This window comes from Secundilactobacillus oryzae JCM 18671, assembly GCF_000740055.1.
Taxonomy (GTDB): Bacteria; Bacillota; Bacilli; order Lactobacillales; family Lactobacillaceae; genus Secundilactobacillus; species Secundilactobacillus oryzae.
Genome location: NZ_BBJM01000018.1, coordinates 1 through 26,198, shown reverse-complemented (window position 1 = coordinate 26,198; position 26,198 = coordinate 1). Strand labels below are relative to the sequence as shown.

General features: G+C 42.0%; 35 protein-coding genes. 34 read left to right on the top strand and 1 reads right to left on the bottom strand.

Going from position 1 to position 26,198, the window contains the following annotated elements; genetic code table 11:
* The first annotated feature begins 183 nt into the window (after positions 1-183).
* Both rpoB and rpoC read left to right on the top strand, forming a co-directional pair.
* Positions 184-3,807, top strand: a complete 3,624-nt coding sequence (gene rpoB / locus LOSG293_RS05870; RefSeq protein WP_081919915.1) for a DNA-directed RNA polymerase subunit beta — start codon at positions 184-186, stop codon at positions 3,805-3,807.
* A gap of 17 nt (positions 3,808-3,824) precedes the next feature.
* On the top strand, positions 3,825-7,478 hold the full coding sequence (gene rpoC, locus LOSG293_RS05865) for a DNA-directed RNA polymerase subunit beta' (RefSeq protein WP_034528174.1): 3,654 nt from the start codon (positions 3,825-3,827) through the stop codon (positions 7,476-7,478).
* Positions 7,479-7,546: 68 nt separating this feature from the next.
* Here rpoC and LOSG293_RS05860 read toward each other — a convergent pair whose 3' ends face one another.
* Positions 7,547-8,224 carry a prepilin peptidase gene (locus tag LOSG293_RS05860; protein ID WP_160171709.1) on the bottom strand — a complete coding sequence of 226 codons (678 nt, stop codon included), beginning with the start codon at positions 8,222-8,224 and terminating at the stop codon, positions 7,547-7,549.
* 251 nt (positions 8,225-8,475) lie between these two features.
* Here LOSG293_RS05860 and rpsL point away from each other — a divergent pair, with 251 nt between their 5' ends.
* From rpsL to rplQ, 32 genes are all read left to right on the top strand, one after another.
* Positions 8,476-8,889: a 30S ribosomal protein S12 gene (rpsL, locus tag LOSG293_RS05855; RefSeq protein WP_034528169.1), complete on the top strand. Its 414-nt coding sequence runs from the start codon at positions 8,476-8,478 to the stop codon at positions 8,887-8,889.
* A gap of 80 nt (positions 8,890-8,969) precedes the next feature.
* A complete protein-coding gene (gene rpsG / locus LOSG293_RS05850; RefSeq protein WP_034528165.1) occupies positions 8,970-9,440 on the top strand; it encodes a 30S ribosomal protein S7 in 471 nt (156 codons plus the stop codon).
* Between the two features lie 163 nt (positions 9,441-9,603).
* On the top strand, positions 9,604-11,703 hold the full coding sequence (fusA, locus tag LOSG293_RS05845; RefSeq protein ID WP_034528163.1) for an elongation factor G: 2,100 nt from the start codon (positions 9,604-9,606) through the stop codon (positions 11,701-11,703).
* A gap of 246 nt (positions 11,704-11,949) precedes the next feature.
* Entirely contained in the window at positions 11,950-12,258 is a 309-nt protein-coding gene (gene rpsJ, locus LOSG293_RS05840) for a 30S ribosomal protein S10 (RefSeq protein ID WP_034528161.1), read from the top strand.
* Positions 12,259-12,296: 38 nt separating this feature from the next.
* A complete protein-coding gene (rplC, locus tag LOSG293_RS05835; protein ID WP_034528158.1) occupies positions 12,297-12,932 on the top strand; it encodes a 50S ribosomal protein L3 in 636 nt (211 codons plus the stop codon).
* Between the two features lie 18 nt (positions 12,933-12,950).
* The gene (gene rplD / locus LOSG293_RS05830) at positions 12,951-13,574 is read left to right on the top strand and encodes a 50S ribosomal protein L4 (protein WP_034528156.1); all 624 of its coding nucleotides are present in this window, start codon (positions 12,951-12,953) and stop codon (positions 13,572-13,574) included.
* On the top strand, positions 13,574-13,861 hold the full coding sequence (gene rplW / locus LOSG293_RS05825; RefSeq protein ID WP_034528154.1) for a 50S ribosomal protein L23: 288 nt from the start codon (positions 13,574-13,576) through the stop codon (positions 13,859-13,861). Before rplD ends, rplW begins: the two co-directional genes overlap by 1 nt.
* 29 nt (positions 13,862-13,890) lie before the next feature.
* Positions 13,891-14,727 carry a 50S ribosomal protein L2 gene (gene rplB, locus LOSG293_RS05820; RefSeq protein ID WP_034528152.1) on the top strand — a complete coding sequence of 279 codons (837 nt, stop codon included), beginning with the start codon at positions 13,891-13,893 and terminating at the stop codon, positions 14,725-14,727.
* Positions 14,728-14,777: 50 nt separating this feature from the next.
* Entirely contained in the window at positions 14,778-15,056 is a 279-nt protein-coding gene (rpsS, locus tag LOSG293_RS05815) for a 30S ribosomal protein S19 (protein ID WP_034528149.1), read from the top strand.
* A 14-nt stretch (positions 15,057-15,070) separates the two neighbouring features.
* The gene (gene rplV, locus LOSG293_RS05810) at positions 15,071-15,418 is read left to right on the top strand and encodes a 50S ribosomal protein L22 (protein WP_034528147.1); all 348 of its coding nucleotides are present in this window, start codon (positions 15,071-15,073) and stop codon (positions 15,416-15,418) included.
* Between the two features lie 12 nt (positions 15,419-15,430).
* Entirely contained in the window at positions 15,431-16,102 is a 672-nt protein-coding gene (gene rpsC, locus LOSG293_RS05805; protein ID WP_034528146.1) for a 30S ribosomal protein S3, read from the top strand.
* A 2-nt stretch (positions 16,103-16,104) separates the two neighbouring features.
* Complete coding sequence (gene rplP, locus LOSG293_RS05800; RefSeq protein ID WP_034528145.1) at positions 16,105-16,539, top strand: 50S ribosomal protein L16; 435 nt, start codon at positions 16,105-16,107, stop codon at positions 16,537-16,539.
* Positions 16,529-16,723, top strand: coding sequence for a 50S ribosomal protein L29 (gene rpmC, locus LOSG293_RS05795; protein ID WP_010619597.1), 195 nt, complete (start codon positions 16,529-16,531; stop codon positions 16,721-16,723). The genes rplP and rpmC overlap by 11 nt, the downstream gene beginning before the upstream one ends.
* Before the next feature lie 25 nt (positions 16,724-16,748).
* Positions 16,749-17,015 (top strand): 30S ribosomal protein S17, encoded by a 267-nt coding sequence (gene rpsQ, locus LOSG293_RS05790; RefSeq protein ID WP_034528144.1) that lies wholly within the window; start codon positions 16,749-16,751, stop codon positions 17,013-17,015.
* A gap of 47 nt (positions 17,016-17,062) precedes the next feature.
* Positions 17,063-17,431, top strand: a complete 369-nt coding sequence (gene rplN, locus LOSG293_RS05785; protein WP_034528142.1) for a 50S ribosomal protein L14 — start codon at positions 17,063-17,065, stop codon at positions 17,429-17,431.
* A gap of 33 nt (positions 17,432-17,464) precedes the next feature.
* The gene (gene rplX, locus LOSG293_RS05780; protein WP_034528140.1) at positions 17,465-17,773 is read left to right on the top strand and encodes a 50S ribosomal protein L24; all 309 of its coding nucleotides are present in this window, start codon (positions 17,465-17,467) and stop codon (positions 17,771-17,773) included.
* 28 nt (positions 17,774-17,801) lie between these two features.
* Positions 17,802-18,344 (top strand): 50S ribosomal protein L5, encoded by a 543-nt coding sequence (gene rplE, locus LOSG293_RS05775; RefSeq protein WP_034528138.1) that lies wholly within the window; start codon positions 17,802-17,804, stop codon positions 18,342-18,344.
* 16 nt (positions 18,345-18,360) lie between these two features.
* Positions 18,361-18,546: a type Z 30S ribosomal protein S14 gene (locus LOSG293_RS05770; protein WP_081919912.1), complete on the top strand. Its 186-nt coding sequence runs from the start codon at positions 18,361-18,363 to the stop codon at positions 18,544-18,546.
* 33 nt (positions 18,547-18,579) lie between these two features.
* On the top strand, positions 18,580-18,978 hold the full coding sequence (gene rpsH, locus LOSG293_RS05765) for a 30S ribosomal protein S8 (RefSeq protein WP_034528137.1): 399 nt from the start codon (positions 18,580-18,582) through the stop codon (positions 18,976-18,978).
* Positions 18,979-19,008: 30 nt separating this feature from the next.
* On the top strand, positions 19,009-19,545 hold the full coding sequence (gene rplF / locus LOSG293_RS05760; protein WP_034528135.1) for a 50S ribosomal protein L6: 537 nt from the start codon (positions 19,009-19,011) through the stop codon (positions 19,543-19,545).
* A 30-nt stretch (positions 19,546-19,575) separates the two neighbouring features.
* The gene (gene rplR, locus LOSG293_RS05755) at positions 19,576-19,941 is read left to right on the top strand and encodes a 50S ribosomal protein L18 (RefSeq protein WP_034528121.1); all 366 of its coding nucleotides are present in this window, start codon (positions 19,576-19,578) and stop codon (positions 19,939-19,941) included.
* Between the two features lie 20 nt (positions 19,942-19,961).
* Positions 19,962-20,465: a 30S ribosomal protein S5 gene (rpsE, locus tag LOSG293_RS05750; protein WP_034528119.1), complete on the top strand. Its 504-nt coding sequence runs from the start codon at positions 19,962-19,964 to the stop codon at positions 20,463-20,465.
* Positions 20,466-20,479: 14 nt separating this feature from the next.
* Positions 20,480-20,662, top strand: coding sequence for a 50S ribosomal protein L30 (rpmD, locus tag LOSG293_RS05745; RefSeq protein WP_034528117.1), 183 nt, complete (start codon positions 20,480-20,482; stop codon positions 20,660-20,662).
* A 28-nt stretch (positions 20,663-20,690) separates the two neighbouring features.
* Positions 20,691-21,128, top strand: coding sequence for a 50S ribosomal protein L15 (gene rplO / locus LOSG293_RS05740; RefSeq protein ID WP_034528114.1), 438 nt, complete (start codon positions 20,691-20,693; stop codon positions 21,126-21,128).
* Positions 21,128-22,441: a preprotein translocase subunit SecY gene (gene secY / locus LOSG293_RS05735; RefSeq protein ID WP_034528112.1), complete on the top strand. Its 1,314-nt coding sequence runs from the start codon at positions 21,128-21,130 to the stop codon at positions 22,439-22,441. The genes rplO and secY overlap by 1 nt, the downstream gene beginning before the upstream one ends.
* Positions 22,442-22,510: 69 nt before the next feature.
* The gene (locus LOSG293_RS05730; protein WP_152551113.1) at positions 22,511-23,170 is read left to right on the top strand and encodes an adenylate kinase; all 660 of its coding nucleotides are present in this window, start codon (positions 22,511-22,513) and stop codon (positions 23,168-23,170) included.
* A 151-nt stretch (positions 23,171-23,321) separates the two neighbouring features.
* A complete protein-coding gene (infA, locus tag LOSG293_RS05725) occupies positions 23,322-23,537 on the top strand; it encodes a translation initiation factor IF-1 (RefSeq protein ID WP_010619611.1) in 216 nt (71 codons plus the stop codon).
* Between the two features lie 42 nt (positions 23,538-23,579).
* Positions 23,580-23,699 carry a 50S ribosomal protein L36 gene (rpmJ, locus tag LOSG293_RS05720; RefSeq protein WP_034528109.1) on the top strand — a complete coding sequence of 40 codons (120 nt, stop codon included), beginning with the start codon at positions 23,580-23,582 and terminating at the stop codon, positions 23,697-23,699.
* Positions 23,700-23,730: 31 nt separating this feature from the next.
* Complete coding sequence (gene rpsM / locus LOSG293_RS05715; protein WP_034528107.1) at positions 23,731-24,096, top strand: 30S ribosomal protein S13; 366 nt, start codon at positions 23,731-23,733, stop codon at positions 24,094-24,096.
* A 29-nt stretch (positions 24,097-24,125) separates the two neighbouring features.
* Positions 24,126-24,515 (top strand): 30S ribosomal protein S11, encoded by a 390-nt coding sequence (gene rpsK, locus LOSG293_RS05710; protein WP_034528105.1) that lies wholly within the window; start codon positions 24,126-24,128, stop codon positions 24,513-24,515.
* A gap of 89 nt (positions 24,516-24,604) precedes the next feature.
* On the top strand, positions 24,605-25,555 hold the full coding sequence (locus LOSG293_RS05705) for a DNA-directed RNA polymerase subunit alpha (protein ID WP_034528102.1): 951 nt from the start codon (positions 24,605-24,607) through the stop codon (positions 25,553-25,555).
* A gap of 22 nt (positions 25,556-25,577) precedes the next feature.
* Positions 25,578-25,961, top strand: a complete 384-nt coding sequence (gene rplQ / locus LOSG293_RS05700) for a 50S ribosomal protein L17 (protein WP_034528099.1) — start codon at positions 25,578-25,580, stop codon at positions 25,959-25,961.
* Positions 25,962-26,198 lie beyond the last annotated feature (237 nt).

The window sequence follows — 26,198 nt, the reverse complement described above, 5'->3', positions numbered from 1 at the left end:
ATTTGTATGCAACTGTGAGTGAAATTGAAGTCGGCGATCTATTGTCCGTTGGCTTCACTATAAAACCAAAAGTAAGAGTGATCTTATTTTTGGATTTTTTTTGCCCTTTTTTGGCATTTGAGAGCATTTGTAATCAAAATGTAATATAAAAAAGGGGTTCCATTCGCAGAATAATTTGGAGAGGTGAACAACTTGGCAGGACACTTAGTTAAATACGGTAAGCACCGTACCCGTCGTAGTTATGCCCGAATCAAGGAAGTTCTTGATTTACCTAACCTTATCGAAATCCAATCCAATTCTTACAATTGGTTCCTGGACGAAGGTTTGCGGGAAATGTTTGAAGACATCATGCCAATTGACGATTTCCAAGGTAACCTATCCCTTGAATTCGTTGACTATCAATTATTAGAACCGAAGTACACTGTTGATGAAGCGCGCGAACATGACGCCAACTACTCAGCACCACTTCACGTCACTTTACGTTTGACTAACCATGAAACTGGTGAAATCAAGTCTCAAGATGTTTTCTTTGGTGACTTCCCATTAATGACAGAGCAAGGAACCTTCATTATTAATGGTGCCGAGCGAGTTATTGTTTCTCAATTAGTTCGTTCTCCAGGTGTTTATTTCAATGAAGAAAAAGATAAAAACGGTCGTACTATTTTTGGTACGACATTAATTCCTAACCGTGGTGCTTGGCTTGAATTTGAGACCGACGCCAAGGATATTTCGTATGTCCGAATTGACCGGACTCGTAAGATTCCAATGACCGAATTAGTTCGTGCATTAGGTTTCGGTTCAGACGACGAAATTCTTGAGATGTTGGGTGATAACGAAAGTTTGGCTTTAACTCTTGAAAAGGATGTTCACAAGAATACTGAGGATTCTCGTGTTGAAGAATCGCTAAAAGATATTTACGAGCGTCTACGCCCAGGTGAGCCAAAGACAGCTGACTCTTCACGTAGCCTTTTGACTGCTCGTTTCTTCGATCCAAAGCGTTACGACATGGCACCTGTTGGTCGTTACAAGACTAACAAGAAGCTTTCACTTAAGAACCGTTTATTAGGTTTAACTTTAGCTGAAACTTTAGCCGATCCTGATACTGGTGAAGTGTTAGCACAAGCCGGTACTTTGGTAGATAAGGACGTTTTAAAGACGTTGACACCATACTTGGAACGTAACGATTTCAAGACAGTCACATATACACCTTCAGATCAAGCCGTAGTGACAGACCCAATGGATCTTCAAATCATCAAGGTGCAATCACCAGATGATCCTGAACGTGCTTTACCAGTTATTGGTAATGGTAACATTGAGTTAGCTTACAAGCATGTTACACCAGCTGATATCATTGCTTCAATCAACTACTTCTTCAACTTGCAAGAAGGTATTGGTTCAACTGATGATATTGATCACTTGGGTAACCGTCGGATTCGTTCAGTCGGTGAATTACTTCAAAACCAATTCAGAATTGGTCTTTCACGGATGGAACGTGTTGTTCGCGAAAGAATGTCAATTCAAGATGCTTCAACAGTGACACCTCAACAATTAATTAACATCCGTCCAGTTGTTGCTTCAATTAAAGAATTCTTCGGTTCATCACAACTGTCACAATTCATGGACCAAACTAACCCATTGGGTGAATTGACGCATAAACGTCGTCTTTCAGCCCTTGGACCTGGTGGTTTGACTCGTGATCGTGCCGGATATGAAGTTCGAGACGTTCACTATACGCATTATGGCCGTATGTGTCCGATTGAAACGCCTGAAGGTCCTAACATTGGTTTGATTAACAGTCTTTCCAGTTATGCACGTATCAACAAGTATGGTTTTATTGAAACCCCATACCGTCGTGTTAGTTGGGATACCCACAAGGTTACCGATAAGATTGATTATTTAACTGCTGACGAAGAAGATAACTTCGTTGTGGCTCAAGCTAACTCACCATTGAACGATGACGGTTCATTCGTTAACGACGTGGTTATGGCGCGAGCTAAGTCAGAAAACATCGAAACTAGTATCGAAAACGTCGATTACATGGACGTTTCGCCTAAGCAAGTTGTTTCTGTTGCGACGGCATGTATTCCTTTCTTGGAAAACGATGACTCAAACCGTGCGTTGATGGGTGCTAACATGATGCGTCAGGCCGTTCCATTGGTCGACCCACATTCACCATTAATCGGTACTGGTATTGAATACAAAGCTGCTCATGACTCGGGTGTTGCTTTGATTGCTAAGCAAGAAGGAACTGTTGAATACGTTGATGCACGTGAAATTCGTGTTCGTCGTGAAGACGGCGCCTTAGACAAGTACAAGTTAATGAAGTTCCAACGTTCTAACGGTGGTAAGAACTACAACCAACGTCCAATTGTTAAGGTCGGTGATCATGTCGATGTTGATGAAGTGTTGGCTGATGGACCATCAATGGAAAATGGTGAATTGGCTCTTGGTCAAAACCCATTAGTTGCCTTTATGACTTGGCAAGGTTACAACTTCGAAGATGCCATCGCGATTAACGAGCGTTTGGTTAAGGAAGACGTTTATACGTCAATCCATATTGAAGAATACGAATCAGAAGCTCGGGACACAAAGCTTGGACCTGAGGAAATGACTCGCGAAATCCCTAACGTCAGCGAAGATGCCCTTAAGAACCTGGACGAAGCCGGTATTATCCGGATTGGTGCCGAAGTTCAAGACGGTGACATCCTTGTTGGTAAGGTAACGCCTAAGGGAGTTACTGAATTATCTGCCGAAGAACGACTTCTTCACGCAATCTTTGGTGAAAAAGCTCGTGAAGTTCGTGATACTTCACTTCGTGTTCCTCATGGTGGTGGCGGTATTATCCAAAACGTCCGGATTTTCACCCGTGAAAACGGCGATGAATTATCACCAGGCGTTAACATGATGGTCCGTGTCTACATCGCTCAAAAGCGTAAGCTACAAGTGGGTGACAAGATGGCCGGTCGTCATGGTAACAAGGGTACCGTTTCAGTGGTTATTCCTGAAGAGGATATGCCATACATGCCAGATGGTACACCAATCGACATCATGCTTAGCCCAATGGGTGTGCCTTCCCGTATGAACATTGGACAAGTGCTTGAAATTCACTTGGGTATGGCTGCTCGTAACTTAGGTATCCACATGGCAACACCTGTCTTCGATGGTGCGCAAGATGCTGATATCTGGAACGCCGTTAAGGAAGCTGGCATGTCATCAGATGGTAAGACAGTTCTTTATGACGGTCGTACTGGTGAAGCCTTTGACAAGCCAGTTGCCGTTGGGGTTATGCACTACATGAAGCTTGCCCACATGGTTGATGATAAGATCCATGCTCGTTCAATCGGACCTTACTCATTAGTTACACAACAACCATTAGGTGGTAAAGCCCAATTTGGTGGCCAACGTTTTGGTGAAATGGAAGTTTGGGCCCTCGAAGCTTATGGTGCTGCATACACCCTTCAAGAAATCTTGACTTACAAGTCAGATGACGTTGTTGGTCGTGTGAAGACATACGAAGCTATTGTTAAGGGTGAACCAATTCCTAAGCCAGGTGTTCCTGAATCATTCCGAGTGCTTGTTAAGGAACTACAATCCCTTGGTCTTGATATGAAAGTTCTTGATAACGACAGTAAAGAAATCGAACTTCGTGATATGGACGAAGATGACGACGATGTTGTAAACGTAGATGCATTGAGCAAATACGCTGAACAACAAGCCGAACAAAAACAACAAGCTGATTCTGAAGCAGCAGCAAGTGCTAGTGCTGAAGAGACAACTAACGAGTCCAACGCGAATACTAAAGACTAAAAAGGGAGGTCGATTCTGTGGTCGATGTTAATAAATTCGAAAGCATGCAAATTGGCCTTGCTTCACCTGATAAGATCCGTAGTTGGTCTTATGGTGAGGTCAAGAAGCCTGAAACCATCAACTATCGAACATTAAAACCAGAAAAAGACGGACTATTTGATGAACGAATCTTTGGCCCAACTAAAGACTGGGAATGTGCGTGTGGTAAGTACAAGCGAATCCGTTATAAGGGTGTCGTTTGTGACCGCTGTGGTGTTGAAGTTACTCGTTCAAAGGTCCGTCGTGAACGGATGGGTCATATTGAACTTGCTGCACCAGTTACTCACATCTGGTACTTCAAGGGAATCCCTAGCCGAATGGGTCTTGTCTTAGACATGAGCCCTCGTGCTTTGGAAGAAATTATTTACTTCGCTTCATACGTCGTAATTAACCCCGGCAATACACCATTAGAGAAGAAACAACTCTTATCTGAAAAAGATTACCGTGACAAGAAGCTCGAATACGGCAACAAGTTCGAAGCTGAAATGGGTGCGGCTGCCATTAAGAAACTGCTCAGAGACGTCGACTTGGAAACTGAAGTTGCCGAACTTAAGGCAGAACTTAAAGAAGCAACCGGTCAAAAGCGGACGCGTGCCGTTCGTCGTTTGGACATTCTTGAGGCATTTGTTACTTCAGGTAACGAACCTGAATGGATGGTTATGGATACTATTCCAGTTATTCCACCTGACATTCGACCAATGGTTCAATTGGAAGGTGGCCGTTTCGCCACTTCTGATTTAAATGACTTGTACCGTCGAGTAATTAACCGTAACAACCGTCTTAAGCGTCTTTTGGACTTACACGCTCCTGGTATCATCGTTCAAAACGAAAAGCGGATGTTACAAGAAGCCGTTGATGCTTTGATTGATAACGGTCGTCGTGGTCGTCCAGTTGCCGGTCCTGGTAACCGTCCATTGAAGTCTCTTTCACACATGTTGAAGGGTAAGCAAGGTCGTTTCCGTCAAAACCTCTTGGGTAAGCGTGTTGATTACTCAGGTCGTTCAGTTATTGACGTTGGTCCTTCACTTCGAATGAACCAAATGGGTCTTCCTGTTCAAATGGCGATGGAACTATTCAAGCCATTTATCATGAAGGAACTTGTTAAACGTAACTTAGCTTCTAACATCAAGAACGCTAAGCGTAAAATCGATCACGAAGACGAAGATGTCTTCACAGTGCTCGAGGATGTCATTAAGGAACACCCAGTGTTGCTTAACCGGGCACCTACGCTTCACCGTTTGGGTATTCAAGCTTTTGAACCCGTACTTGTTAGTGGTAAAGCGATGCGTCTCCATCCATTGGCCTGTGAAGCTTACAATGCCGATTTTGATGGTGACCAAATGGCTATCCATGTGCCTTTATCTGATGAAGCCCAAGCTGAAGCTCGTTTGCTGATGCTTGCAGCTCACCATATTTTGGCACCTAAGGATGGTAAGCCAGTGGTTACACCTTCTCAAGATATGGTTATCGGTAACTACTACCTAACTATGGAAGAAGCCGGTCGTGAAGGCGAAGGCATGATTTTCAAGGATGGCGATGAAGCTGTTCTGGCCTTCAGAAATGGTCTTGTTCACTGGCACACTCGTGTTGGTATTCAAACTTCTTCATTGATTGAAAAGCCATTTACTGAGGCACAACGTTCAAAGATCTTGATGACTTCAGTTGGTAAGATTATTTTCAACAACATCTTGCCAGGGTCATTCCCATACTTGAACGAACCAACAAACACAAACTTAAACGGCTACGTTCCTGACAAGTACTTCTTGGAAAAGGGCGAGGATGTGCATGAGTACCTTCAAAATGCAGAACCTGTTAAGCCATTCAAGAAGGGCTTCTTGAGTGATATCATTGCCGAAGTCTACAAGCAATACAAAGTGACTGAAACGTCACTCTTGCTTGACCGTATGAAGGACTTAGGTTACGACGAGTCGACCCAATCAGGTGTCACCGTTGGTATCGCTGATATTACTGAAGTTAAGGAAAAGCCAGCAATCATCGAAGCCGCCCACAAGCAAGTTGCAACGGTTACGAAGCAGTTCCGTCGTGGTTTGATTACAAACCAGGAACGTTACGAACGCGTTATCGGTATTTGGAACGATGCTAAGGACGAACTTCAAGAAAAGCTGATTCATAACTTCGATGCCCAGAACCCAATCTTTATGATGAGTGATTCTGGTGCCCGTGGTAACATCTCTAACTTTACGCAATTGGCCGGTATGCGTGGTTTGATGGCTGCGCCTAACGGTGAAATCATGGAATTGCCTATCACGGCTAATTTCCGTGAGGGACTTTCTGTCTTGGAAATGTTCATTTCTACCCATGGTGCTCGTAAAGGTATGACTGATACGGCCTTGAAGACTGCCAACTCAGGTTACTTGACTCGTCGTTTGGTCGATGTGGCCCAAGATGTTATTGTTCGTGAAGTTGATTGTGGAACTGACCGAGGCTTGAGAATTAGTGCCATTCGTGAAGGTAACGAAATGATTGAACCACTTTACGATCGTATGCTAGGCCGTTACGCAATGAAGTCAGTTGTGGATCCTAACACTGGTGAAGTTTACGTTAAGCGTAACGAAATGATCGATGAAGCTAAGGCTCAAAAGATCGTTGATGCTGGTATTGAAGAAGTTACTATCAGAACTGCCTTCACTTGTAACACGGTTCACGGTGTTTGCGAACACTGTTATGGCCGTAACATGGCTACTGGTGACGAAGTTGAAGTTGGTGAAGCAGTTGGTACTGTTGCTGCTCAATCAATCGGTGAACCAGGTACGCAATTAACGATGCGTAACTTCCATACCGGTGGTGTTGCCGGAAACGAAGATATTACCCAAGGTCTTCCACGTATTCAAGAAATCTTTGAATCACGGAACCCTAAAGGTAAAGCTGAAATCACTGAAGTTACTGGTGTGGTTGAATCAATCGAGGAAAACCCAGCAGAACGGACGAAAGATATCACAATCAAGGGTGAAGCAGATACCAGAACTTACACATTACCAATCAATGCACGTTTACGTGTTGCAGAAGGCGATACAATTCGCCGTGGTTATGCGTTAAATGAAGGTTCTATTGATCCTAAGGAATTAATCCGTGTTCGTGACGTTATTTCAACTGAAAACTACCTTCTTCACGAAGTTCAAAAGGTTTACCGTATGCAAGGTGTTACTATCTTAGATAAGCACGTTGAAATCATGGTTCGCCAAATGCTTCGTAAGATTCGCGTCATGGATCCTGGTGATACGGATGTCTTGCCTGGTACATTAATGGATATTGCAGATTTCAAGGATGAAAACTACAAGACCTTAATTGCCGGTGGTATTCCAGCCACTGCTCGTCCTGTTATCTTGGGAATCACTAAGGCTGCCCTTGAAACGAACAGTTTCTTGTCAGCTGCCTCATTCCAGGAAACAACTCGAGTACTTACCGATGCTGCAATTCGCGGTAAGAACGATCCACTGATCGGACTTAAGGAAAATGTTATTATTGGTAAGATTATTCCTGCAGGTACTGGTATGAAAGCCTACGGAAACATCGAACCAAAAGAAGCTGGTGACTCATCTACTGATGGCGTTTACTCAATTAATGAGTTAGAACGTCGGATGAAGGCTGAGGAAGCAGAAGAAAACAAATAATTAATTTGTCATGATAAAAGAGCGACTAGCGCAAGTTTGCGTTAGTCGCTCTTTTTGTGTTCTCGGAACTAAGAAATGTGTAGATAGATGATGGTCCAAGTGATGAAGGCTAAAGCTAAGTGGGGGATAAAGGGAATTCGCTCTGTGTGCGGTCGAATTTTAAAATGACCTAGTGCAGATAAACAGGCAATCAGCAGAATGATGGTCGCCTGTGTCAGCCCAGAGAGCCAGTAAATGATAAAAATTAAATCGACGTCGGCAAGTCCAATTTGATTGAATCGTCTTAGTGGTAATTGAGCGAGTAACCAAATACTAAAAATATAAATGAGAAATTGCCAGCTACTTGGTTGGTATCCAATTGCCAAGATTGCGGTTAGTGCTAAAAGGTAGGTTGGTACGCTCAATGTTTTAGAGTCGAGAATAGCGAGCGTGAGCATCAGAAACATCAAGACGACTAACAAAATCATTTTGGGACGCAACGGATAACAAATTATGCCAGCGACGATAAAACCACCAGTCGTTTCGACAACCAATGATGGCCAGCCGATTGCTGTTGCGCAGTAGCGGCAGTGGCCACGTTGCCAGAGAAAACTAAGAATTGGAATCAACTCGAATGGCTTTAATTTAGTTTGGCAGTTGTCACAACGAGAACGCGGACTTATAATGGAAAAGTTGTGTGTTAATCGGTAGATGGATGCGTATAAAAAAGACGCAAGCGATGCACCAAATGCAAAAAGTAAACTCAAAAAAATTATCAACAGTTCTTCACCTCAGTTATTAATTACGAAATGGAATTGTGGATAACTTATTGACACTATCTGGATGCCATGGTATTCTTTTAAAGGTGCTTTTTGTAGGTTCCTGCTATTCGCAGTCATGCTGACTGAAAACATTGCACAATAATTAAAACACACAGGTTTTTCTTTTTACATAAAAATGAACCACCTGGATGTGTGGACTTAAAAATAATCTATGGAAAAGAAGGGAGGACTCTTAGATGCCTACTATCAACCAATTGGTTCGTAAAGGTCGTAAATCTAGAAGTTCTAAATCAAATGCCCCAGCTCTTAACTTCGGGTATAACAGTTACAAGAAGAAGCAAGTTAACAATCCAGCCCCACAAAAACGTGGTGTTGCAACTCGTGTTGGAACGATGACACCAAAGAAGCCTAACTCAGCTTTGCGTAAGTACGCTCGTGTTCGTCTTTCAAACTTGATCGAAGTTACTGCATACATTCCTGGTATTGGCCACAACTTACAAGAACATAGTGTTGTTTTAATTCGTGGAGGCCGTGTTAAGGATTTACCTGGTGTTCGTTACCATGTTATCCGTGGTGCTTTGGATACTGCCGGTGTTGAAGATCGTCGTCAAAGTCGTTCTAAGTACGGTACAAAGAAGCCTAAAGCCTAAAGACTAATTTAAACTTTAACGTCTGAAGCTTCATTGTATCGACAATGGCTTTAGATGATTGATACTAGGAGGATATATTAATGCCAAGAAAAGGAAACGTACAAAAGCGCGAAGTACTTCCTGATCCAATGTACAATTCAAAGATGGTTACTCGTTTGATTAACCACTTGATGTTGGACGGACGTCGTGGTACTGCATCACAAATTTTATATGGTGCTTTTGATTTAATTAAGAAAGAAACTGGTAACGACCCTGTTGAAGTATTCGACGAGGCTATGAAGAACGTTATGCCAGTATTGGAAGTTAAGGCTCGCCGTGTTGGTGGATCTAACTACCAAGTTCCTATCGAAGTTCGTCCAGATCGTCGTTCAACTTTAGGACTACGTTGGATCGTTAACTACTCACGTTCACGTGGGGAACACACTATGACTGAACGTCTTGCGCGTGAAATCATGGATGCTGCTAACAACACTGGTGCATCTGTTAAGAAGCGTGAAGACACGCATAAGATGGCAGACGCTAACCGTGCCTTCGCTCACTATCGTTGGTAGACTCAACCTCGACTTTAGCGTAAGAATTCAACGATGTTTCTTCATTAATTAATGGTTAGCATTGCTGGAACTTTACAATAAATTGAGGAAGATGGCTATAGCACATGATATGGCCATCTTTTTTACAAATTGCATTAAATTTGAGAGGAGTTACAAACTTAACATGGCTAATACACGACCATTCCCGCTTGAAATGACGCGGAATATCGGAATCATGGCACATATTGATGCCGGTAAAACAACCACAACTGAACGTATCTTGTATTACACTGGTAAAATTCACAAGATTGGTGAAACCCATGAAGGGGCTTCACAAATGGACTGGATGGAACAAGAACAAGAACGTGGTATCACGATTACTTCAGCCGCTACAACTGCTGAATGGAAGGATCACCGTATCAACATTATCGATACCCCAGGACACGTGGACTTCACTGTTGAAGTTGAACGTTCACTTCGTGTCTTAGATGGTGCCGTAGCTGTGCTTGATGCACAAGCTGGTGTGGAACCTCAAACTGAAACTGTTTGGCGTCAAGCGTCAGACTACAGTGTTCCTCGTATCGTTTTTGCCAACAAGATGGACAAATTGGGAGCCGACTTTGACTTCTCAGTTCAATCATTGAAGGATCGTCTTCAAGCAAACGCTTTGGCTATCCAAATGCCAATCGGTGCCGAAGATGACTTCGAAGGTATCATTGACCTTGTTGAAATGAAGGCCGATATCTATGACCAAGACGAACTTGGTTCAAACTGGGATACAGTTGATGTTCCTGAAGAGTACCGTGAAGAAGCTGAAAAGCGTCGTGACGCAATGCTCGAACAACTTGCTGACCTTGACGAAGACATCATGGAAAAGTACCTTGGCGGTGAAGAAATTTCAGTTCCTGAAATTAAAGCTGCTATTCGTCGCAGTACATTAAGCCTTGAATTATTCCCAGTTCTTGCTGGTTCAGCCTTCAAGAACAAAGGTGTTCAAATGATGCTTGATGCCGTTATCGATTACTTACCATCTCCATTAGATGTTAAGCCATACAACGCCACTAACCCAGATACTGGTGAAGACGTTGAACTGATTGCTAGCGACGACGATCCATTTGCCGCTTTGGCCTTCAAGATTGCAACTGATCCATTCGTTGGTCGTTTGACGTTTATTCGTGTTTATACTGGAACTCTTGAATCAGGTTCATACGTCTTAAACACTTCAAAAGACAAGCGTGAACGTGTTGGACGTTTGCTCCAAATGCACTCAAATCACCGTCAAGAAATCCCAGAAGTTTTCTCAGGTGATATTGCTGCTGCTATCGGTCTTAAGAACACCACTACTGGTGATTCATTGACTGATGTTGATCATCCACTTCACTTGGAATCAATGGAATTCCCTGAACCAGTTATTCAGGTTGCTGTTGAACCTAAGACGAAGGCTGACCAAGACAAGATGAACAATGCTCTTCAAAAGCTTTCTGAAGAAGATCCAACTTTCAAGGCTGAAACTAATCCTGAAACTGGTGAAACTTTGATTGCTGGTATGGGTGAGCTTCACTTGGATATCATCATTGACCGTATGAAGCGTGAATTCAAAGTTGAAGCTACTGTTGGTGCACCTCAAGTTGCCTACCGTGAAGCATTTACGAAGACTGCCTCAGCACAAGGTAAGTTTGTTCGTCAATCTGGTGGTAAAGGTCAATATGGTGACGTTTGGATTGAATTCACTCCTAACGAAGCTGGTAAAGGATTCGAATTCGAAGACGCTATCGTTGGTGGTGTTGTTCCTCGTGAATTCATCCCTTCAGTTGAACAAGGTTTGAAGGAATCATTGGAAAACGGTGTTCTTGCCGGTTACCCAATCGTTGACGTTAAAGCCAAGCTTTACGATGGTAGTTACCATGATGTCGATTCAAGTGAAGCTGCCTTTAAGGTTGCCGCATCATTGGCATTACGTAACGCCGCTAAGCAAGCTGGCCCAGTTATCCTTGAACCAATCATGAAGGTTGATATCGTTATCCCTGAAGAATACATGGGTGATATCATGGGACAAGTTACTGCACGTCGTGGACGTGTTGAAGGTATGGAAGATCGCGGAAACGCAAAACAAATCCATTCATTCGTCCCACTTTCAGAAATGTTCGGTTACGCAACGACTCTTCGTTCAGCATCACAAGGCCGTGGTACTTTCACAATGACCTTTGATCACTACGAAGCCGTTCCTAAGAGCATTCAAGCAGAAATTATCAAGAAAAACGGTGGCACACCAGCTGCTGACTAATTAAACAATTCATCCGAATTAGAATCATCTAATTAAATGGAGATTGTAGCGAAAAGTCCTTGCATAAAGGGCTTTTTTTTTGTATCATGTACTAGTGCTGATTTTTTAGGGGATAATACTGTCCTCGAGCATATTCATAGCGTTGATGTGGAAGGTTGCGACACACCCGGCCGCTTTGCCATAGGGTGTGGCGGTAATTTTCACGGAGTTAGTCTTATTTTGAAAATAGACGAAGGAGGGAACACAATGGCAAAACAAAAAATTCGTATTCGTTTAAAGGCGTACGAACACCGTATCTTAGATCAATCAGCGGACAAGATCGTTGAAACAGCAAAGAGAACTGGTGCCACTATCTCAGGCCCAATTCCATTGCCAACTGATCGTACTATCTACACGGTGCTACGTTCACCACATAAGTTCAAGAAGTCTCGCGAACAATTCGAAATGCGTACGCACAAGCGTTTAATTGATATTGTTAATCCAACACCAAAGACAGTTGACTCATTAATGAAGCTCGACTTGCCAAGTGGTGTAGATATCGAAATCAAACTATAATTTTCAAAAAATAATTACATTATATCGGAGGTGTACTCATGACCAGAAAAGGAATCTTAGGTAGAAAAGTCGGAATGACTCAAGTGTTTACTGAAAACGGCGAATTGGTACCAGTTACAGTTGTCGAAGCTACTCCTAACGTTGTTTTACAAGTTAAGACAATGGAAAACGATGGCTACGAAGCAGTTCAACTTGGTTTCCAAGACAAACGCGACGTTCTCAGCAACAAACCAGAACAAGGTCATGTTTCAAAAGCAAAAACGGCTCCTAAGCGCTTCATTCGTGAAATCAACGATGTCGAGCTAGGAGAATACAAGGTAGCAGACGAAGTTAAAGTTGATATCTTTAACGAAGGCGACTACGTTGATGTAACGGGTACAACAAAAGGTCATGGATACCAAGGTAACGTTCATAAAGATGGACAAAGCCGTGGACCAGAAACTCATGGTTCTCGTTATCACCGTCGTCCAGGTTCATTGGGTGCCATTATTAACCGTGTGTTCCCTGGTAAGAAATTGCCTGGTCGTATGGGTAACAAGACTGTTACCGTTCAAAATCTTAAAATCGTTCGTGCTGACTTAGACAACAACGTATTGTTAATTAAGGGTAACGTCCCTGGTGCTAACAAGTCATTCGTTGAAATCAAGAGTGCTGTTCGCGCACCAAAAAAATAAGAAGGGAGGAGAACATAGATGACTAGCGTAACTTTATTCAAACAAAATGGTTCAGAAAACGGCAACATCGACTTGAACGATGCTATTTTCGGAATCGAACCTAACAACAACGTCGTATTTGATGCAGTGTTGATGCAACGCGCTTCTCTTCGTCAGGGTACTCACGCAGTTAAAAACCGTAGTGCAGTCCGTGGCGGTGGAAAGAAGCCATGGCGTCAAAAAGGAACTGGTCGTGCCCGTCAAGGTTCAACTAGATCTCCACAATGGGTCGGCGGTGGTACTGTCTTCGGACCAACACCTCGCTCATACCGTTATCACTTACCACGCAAGGTTGCTCGTTTAGCTTTGAAGTCAGTTCTTTCACAAAAAGTGTTAGACGCAAGCTTCGTAGTTGTTGATGAGCTCAACTTCAAAGAACCAAAGACGAAGGAATTTTCAAATGTTTTAGCAGGTCTCAACGTAGACACTAAGACATTAGTTGTACTTGAAGATGGCAATGATAATGCCGCACTTGCAGCTCGTAACTTAAGTAACGTCAAGGTAATTGATGCTAACGGCGTTAACGTCCTTGACTTAATTAACAGCGACAAGGTGGTCATTACTAAATCTGCCCTTTCTCAAGTAGAGGAGGTGCTCGCATAATGGAATCACGCGATATTATTTTACGCCCAGTAGTTACAGAAGCATCTACAGCTTTGTTAGACGACAAGCGTTATACGTTCGACGTTGATGTACGGGCAACCAAGACACAAGTCAAAAAGGCTATCGAAGATATCTTCGACGTTAAAGTTGTCAAAGTTAATATTATGAATGTTAAAGGAAAGTTAAAGCGTCAAGGCCGTTACGAAGGCTACACTAAGAAGCGTCGTAAAGCTATTGTCACTTTATCTTCTGATTCAAAGGAAATTCAATTATTCGGCGAAGAATAAGCGAAAATTTAATTTAGGAGGAAAATAACGTGGCTTTAAAAGTATATAAACCAACAAGTAATGGCCGTCGTAACATGACTAGTCTTGATTACAGTTCTGTAATCACTAAGTCAAAGCCAGAAAAGTCATTATTGGAATCAAAGAGCCATACCGCTGGTCGTAACAACTACGGTCATATGACTGTACGTCACCGCGGCGGTGGTAACAAGACGAAGTACCGTATTATTGATTTCAAACGTACAAAAGACAATGTGCCTGCTACTGTTAAGGCAATTGAATACGATCCAAACCGTACTTCAAACATTGCTTTACTTGTTTACGCTGACGGTATCAAGTCATACATCATTGCACCAAAAGGTTTGAAGGTTGGAGACAAGGTTGAATCAGGACCAGAAGCCGACATCAAAGTTGGTAATGCATTGCCATTACAAAACATTCCTGTTGGTACAGTTATCCACAACATCGAATTGAAGCCAGGTAAGGGTGGACAATTAGTTCGTTCTGCTGGTGCTTCTGCACAATTGCTTGGTAAGGAAGGTAAGTACGCTTTAGTTCGTTTGACTTCAGGCGAAGTTCGTATGATCCTTGCTGTTAACCGTGCAACGATCGGTACTGTTGGTAATGAAGAACACGAACTTGTTAATGTTGGTAAAGCCGGCCGTAACCGTTGGGTTGGTAAGCGACCACATACTCGTGGATCTGTTATGAACCCTAACGATCACCCTCATGGTGGTGGTGAAGGTAAAGCTCCTATCGGTCGTCCATCACCTCTTTCTCCATGGGGTAAGAAGACTATTGGTAAGAAGACTCGTAACAAGAAGGCTTCTTCTGAGAAGTTCATCGTTCGTCACCGTAAGGGTAAATAATTAACCGCCAATTGAATGAATAAACCATATATTGAAGAGGAGGTTTCATAATGGGTCGTAGTCTAAAAAAAGGACCTTTTGCCGATGCTCATCTTTTAAAGAAGATCGAGGCGCAAAAGGATTCAGAAAAGAAGTCTGTAATTAAGACTTGGTCTCGTCGCTCAACTATCTTCCCAAGCTTTATCGGCTATACGATCGCTGTTTATGACGGTCGTAAGAACGTGCCTGTCTTCATTCAAGAAGACATGGTTGGTCACAAGCTTGGTGAATTCGTTCCAACTCGTACTTTCCGAGGTCATGGTAACGATGATAAGAAGACGAGGGTCTAAAAGGAGGATAACCAATGGCTGAACAAGTTACATCAGCAAAAGCAACGGCGAAGACAGTTCGTATTGCCGCTCGTAAGGTCCGCCTTGTCGTTGATCTTATCAGAGGTAAAAGCGTAGCTGAAGCAATTTCAATTTTGAAATTCACACCACGTGGTGGCTCGCCAATCGTAGAAAAAGTATTAATGTCAGCAGTAGCAAATGCTGAAAATAACTTCGACTTAGATCGTCAAGATTTAATTGTTAGTGAAGTTTACGTAAACGAAGGACCTACCTTGAAGCGTTTCCGCCCAAGAGCTAAGGGTTCTGCTTCACCAATTAACAAGCGAACAAGTCATATTACTGTAGTAGTATCTGAAAAATAGGAGGGATAACGCGTGGGTCAAAAGATTAATCCTACCGGATTACGAGTTGGTATCATCCGTGACTGGGAAGCAAAATGGTACGCCGAAAAAGATTTTGCTACTTATTTACGTGAAGACCTCAAAATCCGCAAATATATCGAAAAAAGACTTGCCGATGCATCTGTCTCAACAGTTGAAATCGAACGTGCTGCAAATCGCGTAAACGTTTCAATTCATACCGCAAAACCAGGAATGGTAATCGGTAAAGGTGGAGCAGAAGTTGAAAATCTCCGTAAGGAATTAAACAACTTAACTGGTAAGAAAGTTCACATTAACATCATTGAAATCAAGAAACCTGATTTGGATGCTAAATTAGTCGGTGAAAACATTGCTCGTCAACTTGAGGGTCGTGTCGCTTTCCGTCGTGCTATGAAGCAAACAATGCAACGTACAATGCGTTCAGGTGCCAAGGGTATTAAGACACAAGTTGCCGGCCGTTTAAACGGTGCAGACATGTCTCGTATCGAATCATACTCAGAAGGTACTGTTCCATTGCACACGCTCCGTGCTGATATTGATTATGCATGGGTTGAAGCACACACTACTTACGGTGCTCTGGGTGTTAAGACTTGGATTTACCGTGGTGAAATTCTCCCTGAAAAGAAGAACTCTGTTCAAGGAAATACTGACAAAGGAGGGAAATAAGCATGCTGGTACCTAAGCGAGTAAAGCATCGTCGTGAACATCGTGGTAAGCTACGTGGTCGTGCTAAAGGTGGCCGTGAAGTTACCTTTGGTGATTACGGTTTACAATCGCTCGATTCAAGTTGGATTACCAACCGTCAAATCGAAGCTGCGCGTGTTGCTATGACACGTTACATGAAGCGTGGTGGGAAAGTTTGGATCAAAATTTTCCCTCACAAATCATACACTGAAAAAGGTGTCGGAGTACGTATGGGTAATGGTAAAGGTACTCCAGCTGGTTGGGTTGCTCCAGTTAAGCGCGAAAAAGTATTGTTCGAAGTTGCTGGCGTTCCTGAGGACGTCGCACGTGAGGCATTACGTTTGGCTGCAATGAAGCTTCCCGTCCGTACTAAGGTTATTGCACGTGAGGAAGTAGGTGGCGAATCAAATGAAGGCTAAAGAAATTAATGAATTAACCACTGCTGAAATGATCGACAAAGAGAAGTCATACAAGGATGAGTTGTTCAACCTTCGCTTCCAATTGGCTACCGGTCAACTTGAAAATACAGCAAGACTAAAGCAAGTACGTAAGAACATCGCACGTATTAAAACTGCTTTACGTCAACAAGAATTAAGTAAATAGAATACGATAAAAGGAGGTACTATACATGAGTGAAGCTCGTAATGATCGTAAGGTATACCGTGGCCGTGTTGTTTCTGACAAGATGGACAAGACAATTACTGTAGCTGTTGAAACAACTAAGATGCATGCTACTTATGGCAAACGTATTAAATATACCAAGAAGTATAAAGCTCACGATGAAAATAACGAAGCTAAGCAAGGCGATATCGTGGAAATTATGGAAACTCGTCCATTATCTGCAACAAAGCGTTTCCGCCTTATCAACATTGTTGAAAAATCAGTTATTATCTAGTGTCGTTTATCGTATTCTGATTTGGAAATGAAAGGAGGACACTAGCTGTGATCCAACAAGAGAGTCGTTTAAAGGTTGCTGATAACTCAGGTGCCCGTGAAATTTTAACTATTAAAGTTCTCGGCGGTTCAAAACGTCGTTACGCCGGTATTGGTGATGTAATTGTTGCAACTGTTAAACAAGCAACACCAGGTGGCGTTGTTAAGAAGGGTGACGTTGTTAAAGCAGTTATCGTTCGTACAAAGTCTCGTATTAGACGAGTTGACGGATCTTACATCCGCTTTGACGAAAATGCTGCCGTTTTAATCCGTGATGATAAGAGCCCTCAAGGTACTCGTATCTTTGGCCCTGTCGCACGTGAATTACGTGATAACGATTATATGAAGATCGTTTCCTTAGCCCCAGAAGTGCTATAAATCACCATTGGAAGACAGGAGGTGCTCAATAGAATGTTCATTAAAACTGGTGACAAAGTTCGTGTGATCAGTGGTAAAGATAAGGGTAAAGAAGGTACTGTTACCAAGACTCTTGCTGCTAAGAATCGCGTTGTCGTTGAAGGTATCAACTTAATTAAAAAGCATCAAAAAGCGACCCAATCAACTCCACAAGGTGGAATTATTGAAAAGGAAGCGCCTATCCAAGTTTCTAACGTAATGTTAATTGACCCATCAACAAACGAGCCAACGCGTGTTGGTTTCCGTGTTGAAGATGGCAATAAAGTTAGATTTGGTAAGAAGTCAGGTAAAACAATCGATTAATTTTTACTGAAAGGAGGATATTTCATCCATGCCAAGTAGATTGGAAGAAAAGTACAAAAACGAAATTACACCAGCAATGGTGGAAAAATTCAGTTACAAGTCAGTTATGCAAGCACCAAAGATCGAAAAGATCGTTTTAAACATGGGTGTTGGTGACGCTGTTACTAACGCAAAAAACCTTGATGAAGCTGTTGCAGAATTGACATTGATTGCTGGTCAAAAGCCTTTGGTTACAAAAGCTAAGAAGTCAATTGCCGGTTTCCGTCTTCGTGAAGGAAACGCAATTGGTGCGAAGGTTACACTTCGTGGCGATCGTATGTACGAATTTTTGGACAAGTTAGTAAATGTTTCATTACCTCGTGTTCGTGATTTTCATGGTGTAAGTAGCCGCGCATTTGATGGTCGTGGTAACTATACATTGGGTGTTAGAGAACAATTGATCTTCCCAGAAATCGATTACGATAATGTTAATCGTGTTCGTGGTTTAGATATCGTTATTGTTACTACAGCCAACACCGACGAAGAATCACGTGAATTGTTAACTCAATTCGGAATGCCATTTACTAAATAAATAAGGAGGCTCCACATTGGCTAAAAAATCATTGGTTGTTAAAAGTCAGCGTCCTGCTAAGTTCTCGACACAAAATTATACCCGTTGTGAACGATGTGGACGTCCACATTCAGTTTATCAAAAATTCCACCTATGCCGTATTTGCCTTCGCGAGTTAGCTCACAAGGGTCAAATTCCTGGTATGAAGAAAGCTAGTTGGTAAAACAAACCTACTAAATAAGGAGGGTAAAACTAAATGTCAATGACTGACCCAATTGCAGATTTCTTGACTCGTATTCGTAACGCGAACATGGTTCGTCACGAATCAGTAGAAGTACCTGCATCTAAAATCAAGCAAGACATTGCTGAAATCTTGAAGCGTGAAGGTTTCGTTCGCGATGTTGAATACATCGAAGATGACAAGCAAGGTATCATTCGTGTATTTCTTAAGTACGGCCGTGATAACGAACGTGTTATCTCAGGTTTGAAGCGTATTTCAAAGCCAGGCTTACGTTCATATGTCAAAGCTGATGCTGTTCCACGTGTTCTTAACGGTTTAGGTATCGCCATCATTTCTACATCTGAAGGCGTTGTAACCGACAAAGAAGCACGTGCCAAGAAGATCGGCGGAGAAGTATTAGCTTACATCTGGTAATAATTTTAAAAAGATAGGAGGTGCCCTTAAATGAGTCGTATTGGATATAAAACAGTTGTTGTGCCAGCCGGTGTTGAAGTTAAGCGCGAAGGCGATGAAGTTACGGTTAAAGGACCAAAAGGTTCACTTACAAGAACCTTTTCACCAGTTATTGAAATGAAAGTTAGTGACGGTGAAGTTAACTTCGATCGTAGCGATGATAACAACAAAACCCGTGCACTTCACGGAACGATGCGTGCCAACCTTCACAACATGGTTGAAGGTGTCACAAATGGTTTTAAAAAGACTTTGAAGCTTGTCGGTGTTGGTTACCGTGCCCAATTAAAGGGTAAGACTCTTACTTTGAGTGTTGGTTATTCAAACCCTGTCGAAATGACGGTTAGTGATAACTTAACGGTTGAAGTACCAGACAACACTACCATTATTATTAGTGGTATCAGCAAGCAAGAAGTTGGGGACTTTGCTGCCGAAGTACGTGCAGTTCGTTCACCAGAACCTTATAAGGGTAAGGGTATTCGTTACGAAGACGAACACATTACACTTAAAGAAGGTAAAACAGGTAAATAAAGCAGCCTAGCTGTTAATTAATTTAAAGAGGTGACTATTTTGATTACTAAACCAGATAAAAACAAAACACGTCAAAAGCGTCATATGCGTGTTCGTAGTAAAATTTCTGGTACTGCTGAGCGCCCACGCTTAAATGTATTCCGTTCAAACAAAAACATCTACGCTCAAATTATTGATGACGTAGCGGGTGTGACGCTAGTCAGTGCCTCTACATTAGATAAAGAAGTCGCAGATGGTAACAAGACTGAACAAGCTGCTGCAGTTGGTTCACTCATTGCTAAGCGTGCTTCAGAAAAGAACATTAAAAACGTCGTATTTGATCGTGGCGGATACTTGTATCACGGACGCGTTCAACAATTAGCTGAAAAAGCTAGAGAAGACGGACTAGAATTCTAATAAAGGAGGAATAACCGCACATGGCTAATTTTATCGATCCCGCTAAATTGGATCTTGAAGATAATGTCGTTTCTATCAACCGTATCACTAAGGTTGTAAAAGGTGGACGTCGTTTGCGTTTTGCTGCTTTAGTTGTAGTTGGCGATCACAAAGGTCACGTTGGCTTTGGTACTGGTAAGGCTCAAGAAGTTCCAGAAGCTATTCGTAAGGCTGTTGAAGCTGCAAACAAAAACCTTATTGAAGTACCAATCGTCGGTACTACGATTCCTCATGAAATCATCGGAACTTACGATGGTGGCCGTATTCTATTGAAGCCAGCCGCTGAAGGTTCTGGTGTTGCTGCTGGTGGCGCTGTTCGTGCCGTCATGGAACTTGCAGGAATTGCCGATGTTACAAGTAAGCGACTTGGTTCTGATACACCAATCAACGCTGTTCGTGCTACTTTTGAAGGTCTTAAGAACCTTAAGGACGCCGAAGAAGTTGCTGAATTACGTGGTGTTTCAGTTCAACATTTAGCTGAGTAAGGAGGAGTATAAGGATGGCAGATTTAAAAGTAACTTTAATTCATAGTGTTGCCCACCGTCTCCCCAAGCAACGTAAAATCGTTGAAGCCCTTGGTTTAAAGAAAGTTAACCACAGTGTTGTCGTTCGTGACAACGAAGCTGTTCGTGGTGCACTCTTCAAGGTTGCACACTTAATTAAAGTAGAAGAAGTTAAATAAATAAGACAAGTTAGGAGGTGCGAAATCCATGAAATTGAACGAATTACAAGCTCCTGAAGGTTCACGTTCTGCACGTACTCGTAAAGGTCGTGGTCGTTCAGCAGGTAAAGGTAAGACTTCAGGTCGTGGTCAAAAAGGCCAAAAGGCACGTGGAAAGGTACGTTTAGGTTTTGAAGGTGGCCAAATGCCATTATACCGTCGTATTCCAAAGCGTGGTTTTACTAACATCAACCGTAAAGAATATGCTGTCGTTAACTTGGCAACATTGGAAGAACGTTTTGATGACGGTGCTGAAATTACGCCAACTGTTCTTGTTGAAGCAGGTATCGTTAAGAACGAACTTAACGGCATCAAGATTCTTGGCGAAGGCAAGTTGACTAAGAAGTTAACTGTTAAGGCTAACAAATTTTCAAAGACTGCTGTATCAGCAATCGAGACTGCTGGCGGTAAAACCGAGGTGATCTAATGCTTTCAACGCTTGGAAACGCATTTAAAGTTAAAGACATTCGAAAAAAGATTCTCTTTACACTGTTCGTTTTGATTATCTTCCGAATTGGTGCCTACATTACTGTGCCAGGTATTAATGCCAAAGCTCTTCAAAACGTAGCGTCTTCTGGATTAGTAAGCATTTTGAACACTTTTAGCGGTGGCGGATTAACTAATTACTCCATTTTTGCGATGGGGGTTTCGCCGTACATTACAGCTCAAATTGTTATTCAATTACTCCAAATGGACATTGTTCCACGGTTTGTTGAATGGAGCAAACAGGGTGAAGTTGGACGACGAAAGTTAAATCAAGCAACAAGGTATTTAACGATTGTACTTGCATTCGTACAATCAATTGGTATAACTGCTGGTTTCAACACTTTAAGTAGTTTGAACCTTGTTGAAAATCCAGGTTTTCAAACCTATGCAACGATTGGCTTGATTCTCACGGGTGGAACAATGTTAACAACCTGGCTTGGTGATATGATCACTGATAAGGGATTGGGTAATGGTGTTTCAATGATTATCTTTGCTGGTATTATTGCAAGGGTTCCAACTGGTATTTATCAGATTTACCAACAATATTTTGTTAATGCTTCTGAGGGAACATTATGGCAAAGCATTGCCTTTGTTGTTGCATTGGTAGTTATTGTTTTGGTCATCGTGACCTTCGTTACTTGGGTACAACAGGCGGATCGTAAGATTCCAATTCAGTACACACGAAGAGTTTCAGGTTCTCCCGAAAGTAGTTATTTGCCACTTAAGGTGAATGTTGCTGGTGTTATCCCAGTTATCTTTGCAAGTTCCTTTATTGCAACGCCTCAAGCAGTACTTGGAATCTTTGCGAATAACCATTCCGAAGAAACCTGGTACCAAGTTATGACGGATATTTTTAATATGCAAACGACTGACGGCGCGATTCTTTATACGACTTTGATTATTCTGTTTACGTTCTTCTATGCCTTTGTTCAGGTTAACCCTGAGAAGTTATCAGAGAACTTGCAGAAGCAAGGTAGTTACATTCCTGGTGTTTGGCCAGGTCGAGAAACGCAAAGTTATGTTTCGAAGTTACTGATGCGTTTGAGTACAGTAGGTTCGTTATTCTTAGGATTAGTTGCTCTAATTCCTCTGTTAGCACAGAACATTTGGGGATTAGATGAGTCGATTGGTTTAGGTGGTACCAGCTTACTTATTGTTGTTGGTGTCGCAATTCAAACCATTCAACAAATCGAAGGTCTTATGATGAAGCGCCAATACGTTGGATTCATTCAAGACACTCGACCAACTGAATAAGTTATCAATGGGTGTGGGTATGTCAACACACCTACTTGCATTTAAAAGGAAACGTTAGGAGGAAATGTTGTGGCAACACTCAATCTTGTTTTAATGGGACTCCCTGGAGCTGGTAAGGGAACTCAAGCTCAAATGATCGTCGATGATTTCGATATTATTCATATCTCTACGGGTGATATTTTCCGAAGTGCTATGAAGAATGAAACTGAGATGGGATTGAAAGCGAAAGCGTTTATTGATAAGGGTGAGTTAGTTCCTGATGAAGTAACTGACGGCATCGTTAAAGAACGTTTAAGCAAAGATGACATTGCAAAGGGATATATGCTTGATGGGTATCCAAGAAACCTTGAACAAGCAAACGCACTCGAAACAATTTCTTCTGAATTGAATCGGGACGTGAACGCAGTGATTAACATTCATGTTGATCCTGAAATCCTAGTCAAACGACTTTCTGGTAGATTCATTTGTAGAACTTGTGGTGCTACTTACCACAAGTTGTACCATATGCCAAAAGTTGAAGGAACTTGTGACGTTTGTGGTGGACATGATTTCTATCAACGTGATGATGACAAACCGGAAACTGTTAGAAACCGCATGGATGTGAACATGAAAATGAACACACCACTTGTTGATTTCTATGAAGAAAAAGGTTTGTTGCACACGATTAATGGTGATCAGGATATCGAAGACGTTTATAAAGAAATTAAGTCAATTTTGGACAAACTATAATAAATAATGTGTAGGTCGAGCTCTGCCTTGCCTGTTTACACTATTTGTGGTAGTATTATCCAGATTATTGCTTAATTATTTTAAGCGTGTCGTATTCTGATTAATAACTGACACAGAGTACCAAAGGTATCAATTGAAGGAGGTACATTTTGTGGCTAAAGATGTCATCGAAGTTGAAGGCAAAGTCACTGAAACGCTACCTAACGCGATGTTCCGTGTTGAATTAGAAAATGGACATGAAATTTTGGCTCACGTTTCTGGTAAAATCCGGATGCATTACATCCGGATTCTTCCTGGAGATCGAGTGACTGTTGAAATGTCTCCTTATGATTTGACTAAGGGTCGTATTACGTATCGGTTCAAGTAATTTTTTAGACCTCGTACTGTTTTAATTTAGGAGGAATTTTTCATGAAAGTAAGACCATCAGTAAAAAAGATGTGTGATCACTGTAAAGTAATCAAACGTCACGGCCGCGTAATGGTCATTTGCTCTGCAAACGCAAAGCACAAGCAACGCCAAGGCAAATAATTATAATAAATAAATAGGAGGTGTACGTTTAATGGCTCGTATCGCTGGAATTGACTTACCACGTGATAAGCGAATCGTCATCGGTTTAACTTACATTTTTGGTATCGGTCAAACTACATCACAAAAGATCCTTGCTGAAGCAGGGGTATCAGAAGATATTCGTGTACGCGATTTAACTCCTGATCAAGAAGATAAGATTCGTGCAGCTATCGACAAGTATCCTGTTGAAGGTGACTTACGTCGTGAAGTAAGCATGAACATCAAGCGTCTCCAAGAAATTGGTTCATATCGTGGCATGCGTCATCGTCGTGGTTTACCAGTTCGTGGACAACACACAAAGAACAATGCCCGTACTCGTAAGGGTAAGGCTGTTGCTGTTGCCGGACGTAAGAAATAATAATCTATAGAAGGAGGTAAAGACTTTTTATGGCTACAAAGAAGAACTCACGCAAGCGTCGTGTGAAAAAGAATATTGAGTCAGGAGTTGCACATATCCACTCAACATTTAACAATACTTTAGTTATGATTACCGATGTTCAAGGTAACGCTGTTGCTTGGTCATCAGCTGGTGCACTTGGCTTCAAGGGTAGTCGGAAATCAACACCATTTGCTGCACAAATGGCTGCAGAAGCTGCAACCAAGGCATCAATGGAACATGGCATGAAGTCTGTTGAAGTCGCAGTTAAGGGTCCTGGTTCAGGTCGTGAAGCTGCTGTTCGTGCACTTCAAGCTACTGGTTTAGAAGTTACTGCCATTCGTGACGTTACACCAGTTCCACATAATGGTTCCCGTCCTCCAAAGCGCCGTCGAGTATAGCATGAAGTTATTCTTTGATGGGGGTAACCTTCATGATTGGATTAACTTTTTTGTTACTAAGCGCGGTTTGAAAGGGGTAAAAGATAAGAATGATTGAATTTGAAAAGCCTAATATTCACAAGATTGATGAGTCTGATAACTATGGTAAGTTTGTTGTTGAGCCTCTAGAAAGAGGATACGGTACAACGCTTGGAAACTCGCTACGTCGTATCTTGCTTTCATCATTACCTGGAGCTGCAGTGACAAGTATTCAAATTGATGGTGTCTTACACGAATTTTCATCCATCGATGGAATCGTAGAAGACGTCACACAGATCATTTTGAACGTAAAGAAGATTTCACTTGAGCTTGATGGTTCTGACGATGAGGTTGAATCACTCGACATCAACGTTAAAGGTCCTGCACAAATTACAGCCGGTGACATTACTGCTGATAGTGACGTGACTGTTTTAAATCCAGATCTTTACATTGCAACAGTTGCTGAGGGAGCTACTTTCCACATGCGTATGACTGCAAACAAAGGTCGCGGGTATGTTTCAGCTGACCAAAACAAGGTTAGAGATGAAGACATGCCAATTGGCGTACTACCAATTGATTCAATTTATACCCCAATTGAACGTGTTAACTATCAAGTTGAAAATACACGTGTCGGACACAAATCAGATTACGACAAGTTAACGCTTGATGTATGGACTGACGGCTCTATTGATCCTAGTGAGTCAATTAGTTTGGCTGCTAAGATTCTGACTGAGCATTTAGACATGTTTGTAAACTTAACTGATGAAGCTAAGAATGCTGAAATCATGGTTAAAAAAGAAGAAACTCATAAAGAAAAAATGCTTGAGATGACAATCGAAGAGCTTGATCTTTCTGTTCGTTCTTACAACTGTTTGAAGCGCGCTGGTATCAATTCTGTTCAGGAATTAACTGATAAGTCCGAAGCAGATATGATGAAGGTTAGAAATCTTGGCCGCAAATCATTGGAAGAAGTTAAAGGCAAATTGACAGATTTAGGTTTGTCATTGCGTAAAGAAGACTAACCAATAAAGGAGGGTACTATTCATGAGTTACCGGAAATTACAACGTACTAGTTCACAACGTCGTGCTTTGCTTCGTGATTTAACAACTGATCTTTTGGTCAATGGTCAAATCAAGACGACTGAAGCGCGCGCTAAAGAAGTTCGTTCAACAGCCGATAAGATGATTACGCTGGGTAAGCGTGGCGACTTACATGCTCGTCGACAAGCTGCAGCATTCGTTCGCGATGTTGTTGCTGATGTTAACGAAGATGGCGATGATATCAAAGTAACAACTGCCTTACAAAAGCTTTTTGGTGAAATTGCACCAAAGTATGCTGATCGTAATGGTGGTTACACTCGTATCATGAAAACAATGCCTCGTCGTGGCGACGGAGCACAAATGGTTGTTTTACAATTAGTTGACTAACCATAAGTTTATCGACTTAGTGTAATACGGTTATTTATGAAATCACTCAAATTAAGGTATAGAGCGTTATGATGTTGGAATCTTCTTCCGAGTCTAGCTTGAATGGGGGCAACCTCGCACCTTAGTTTGTCAGTGATTTTTTTGGCTCTTTGTCAAATCCTGTTGATGAACAATTTATAGAGTAATTTCAAAGGCTAAACAGCCCTTGAAATTACTCTTTTTTTGGTTCTTGCTTGG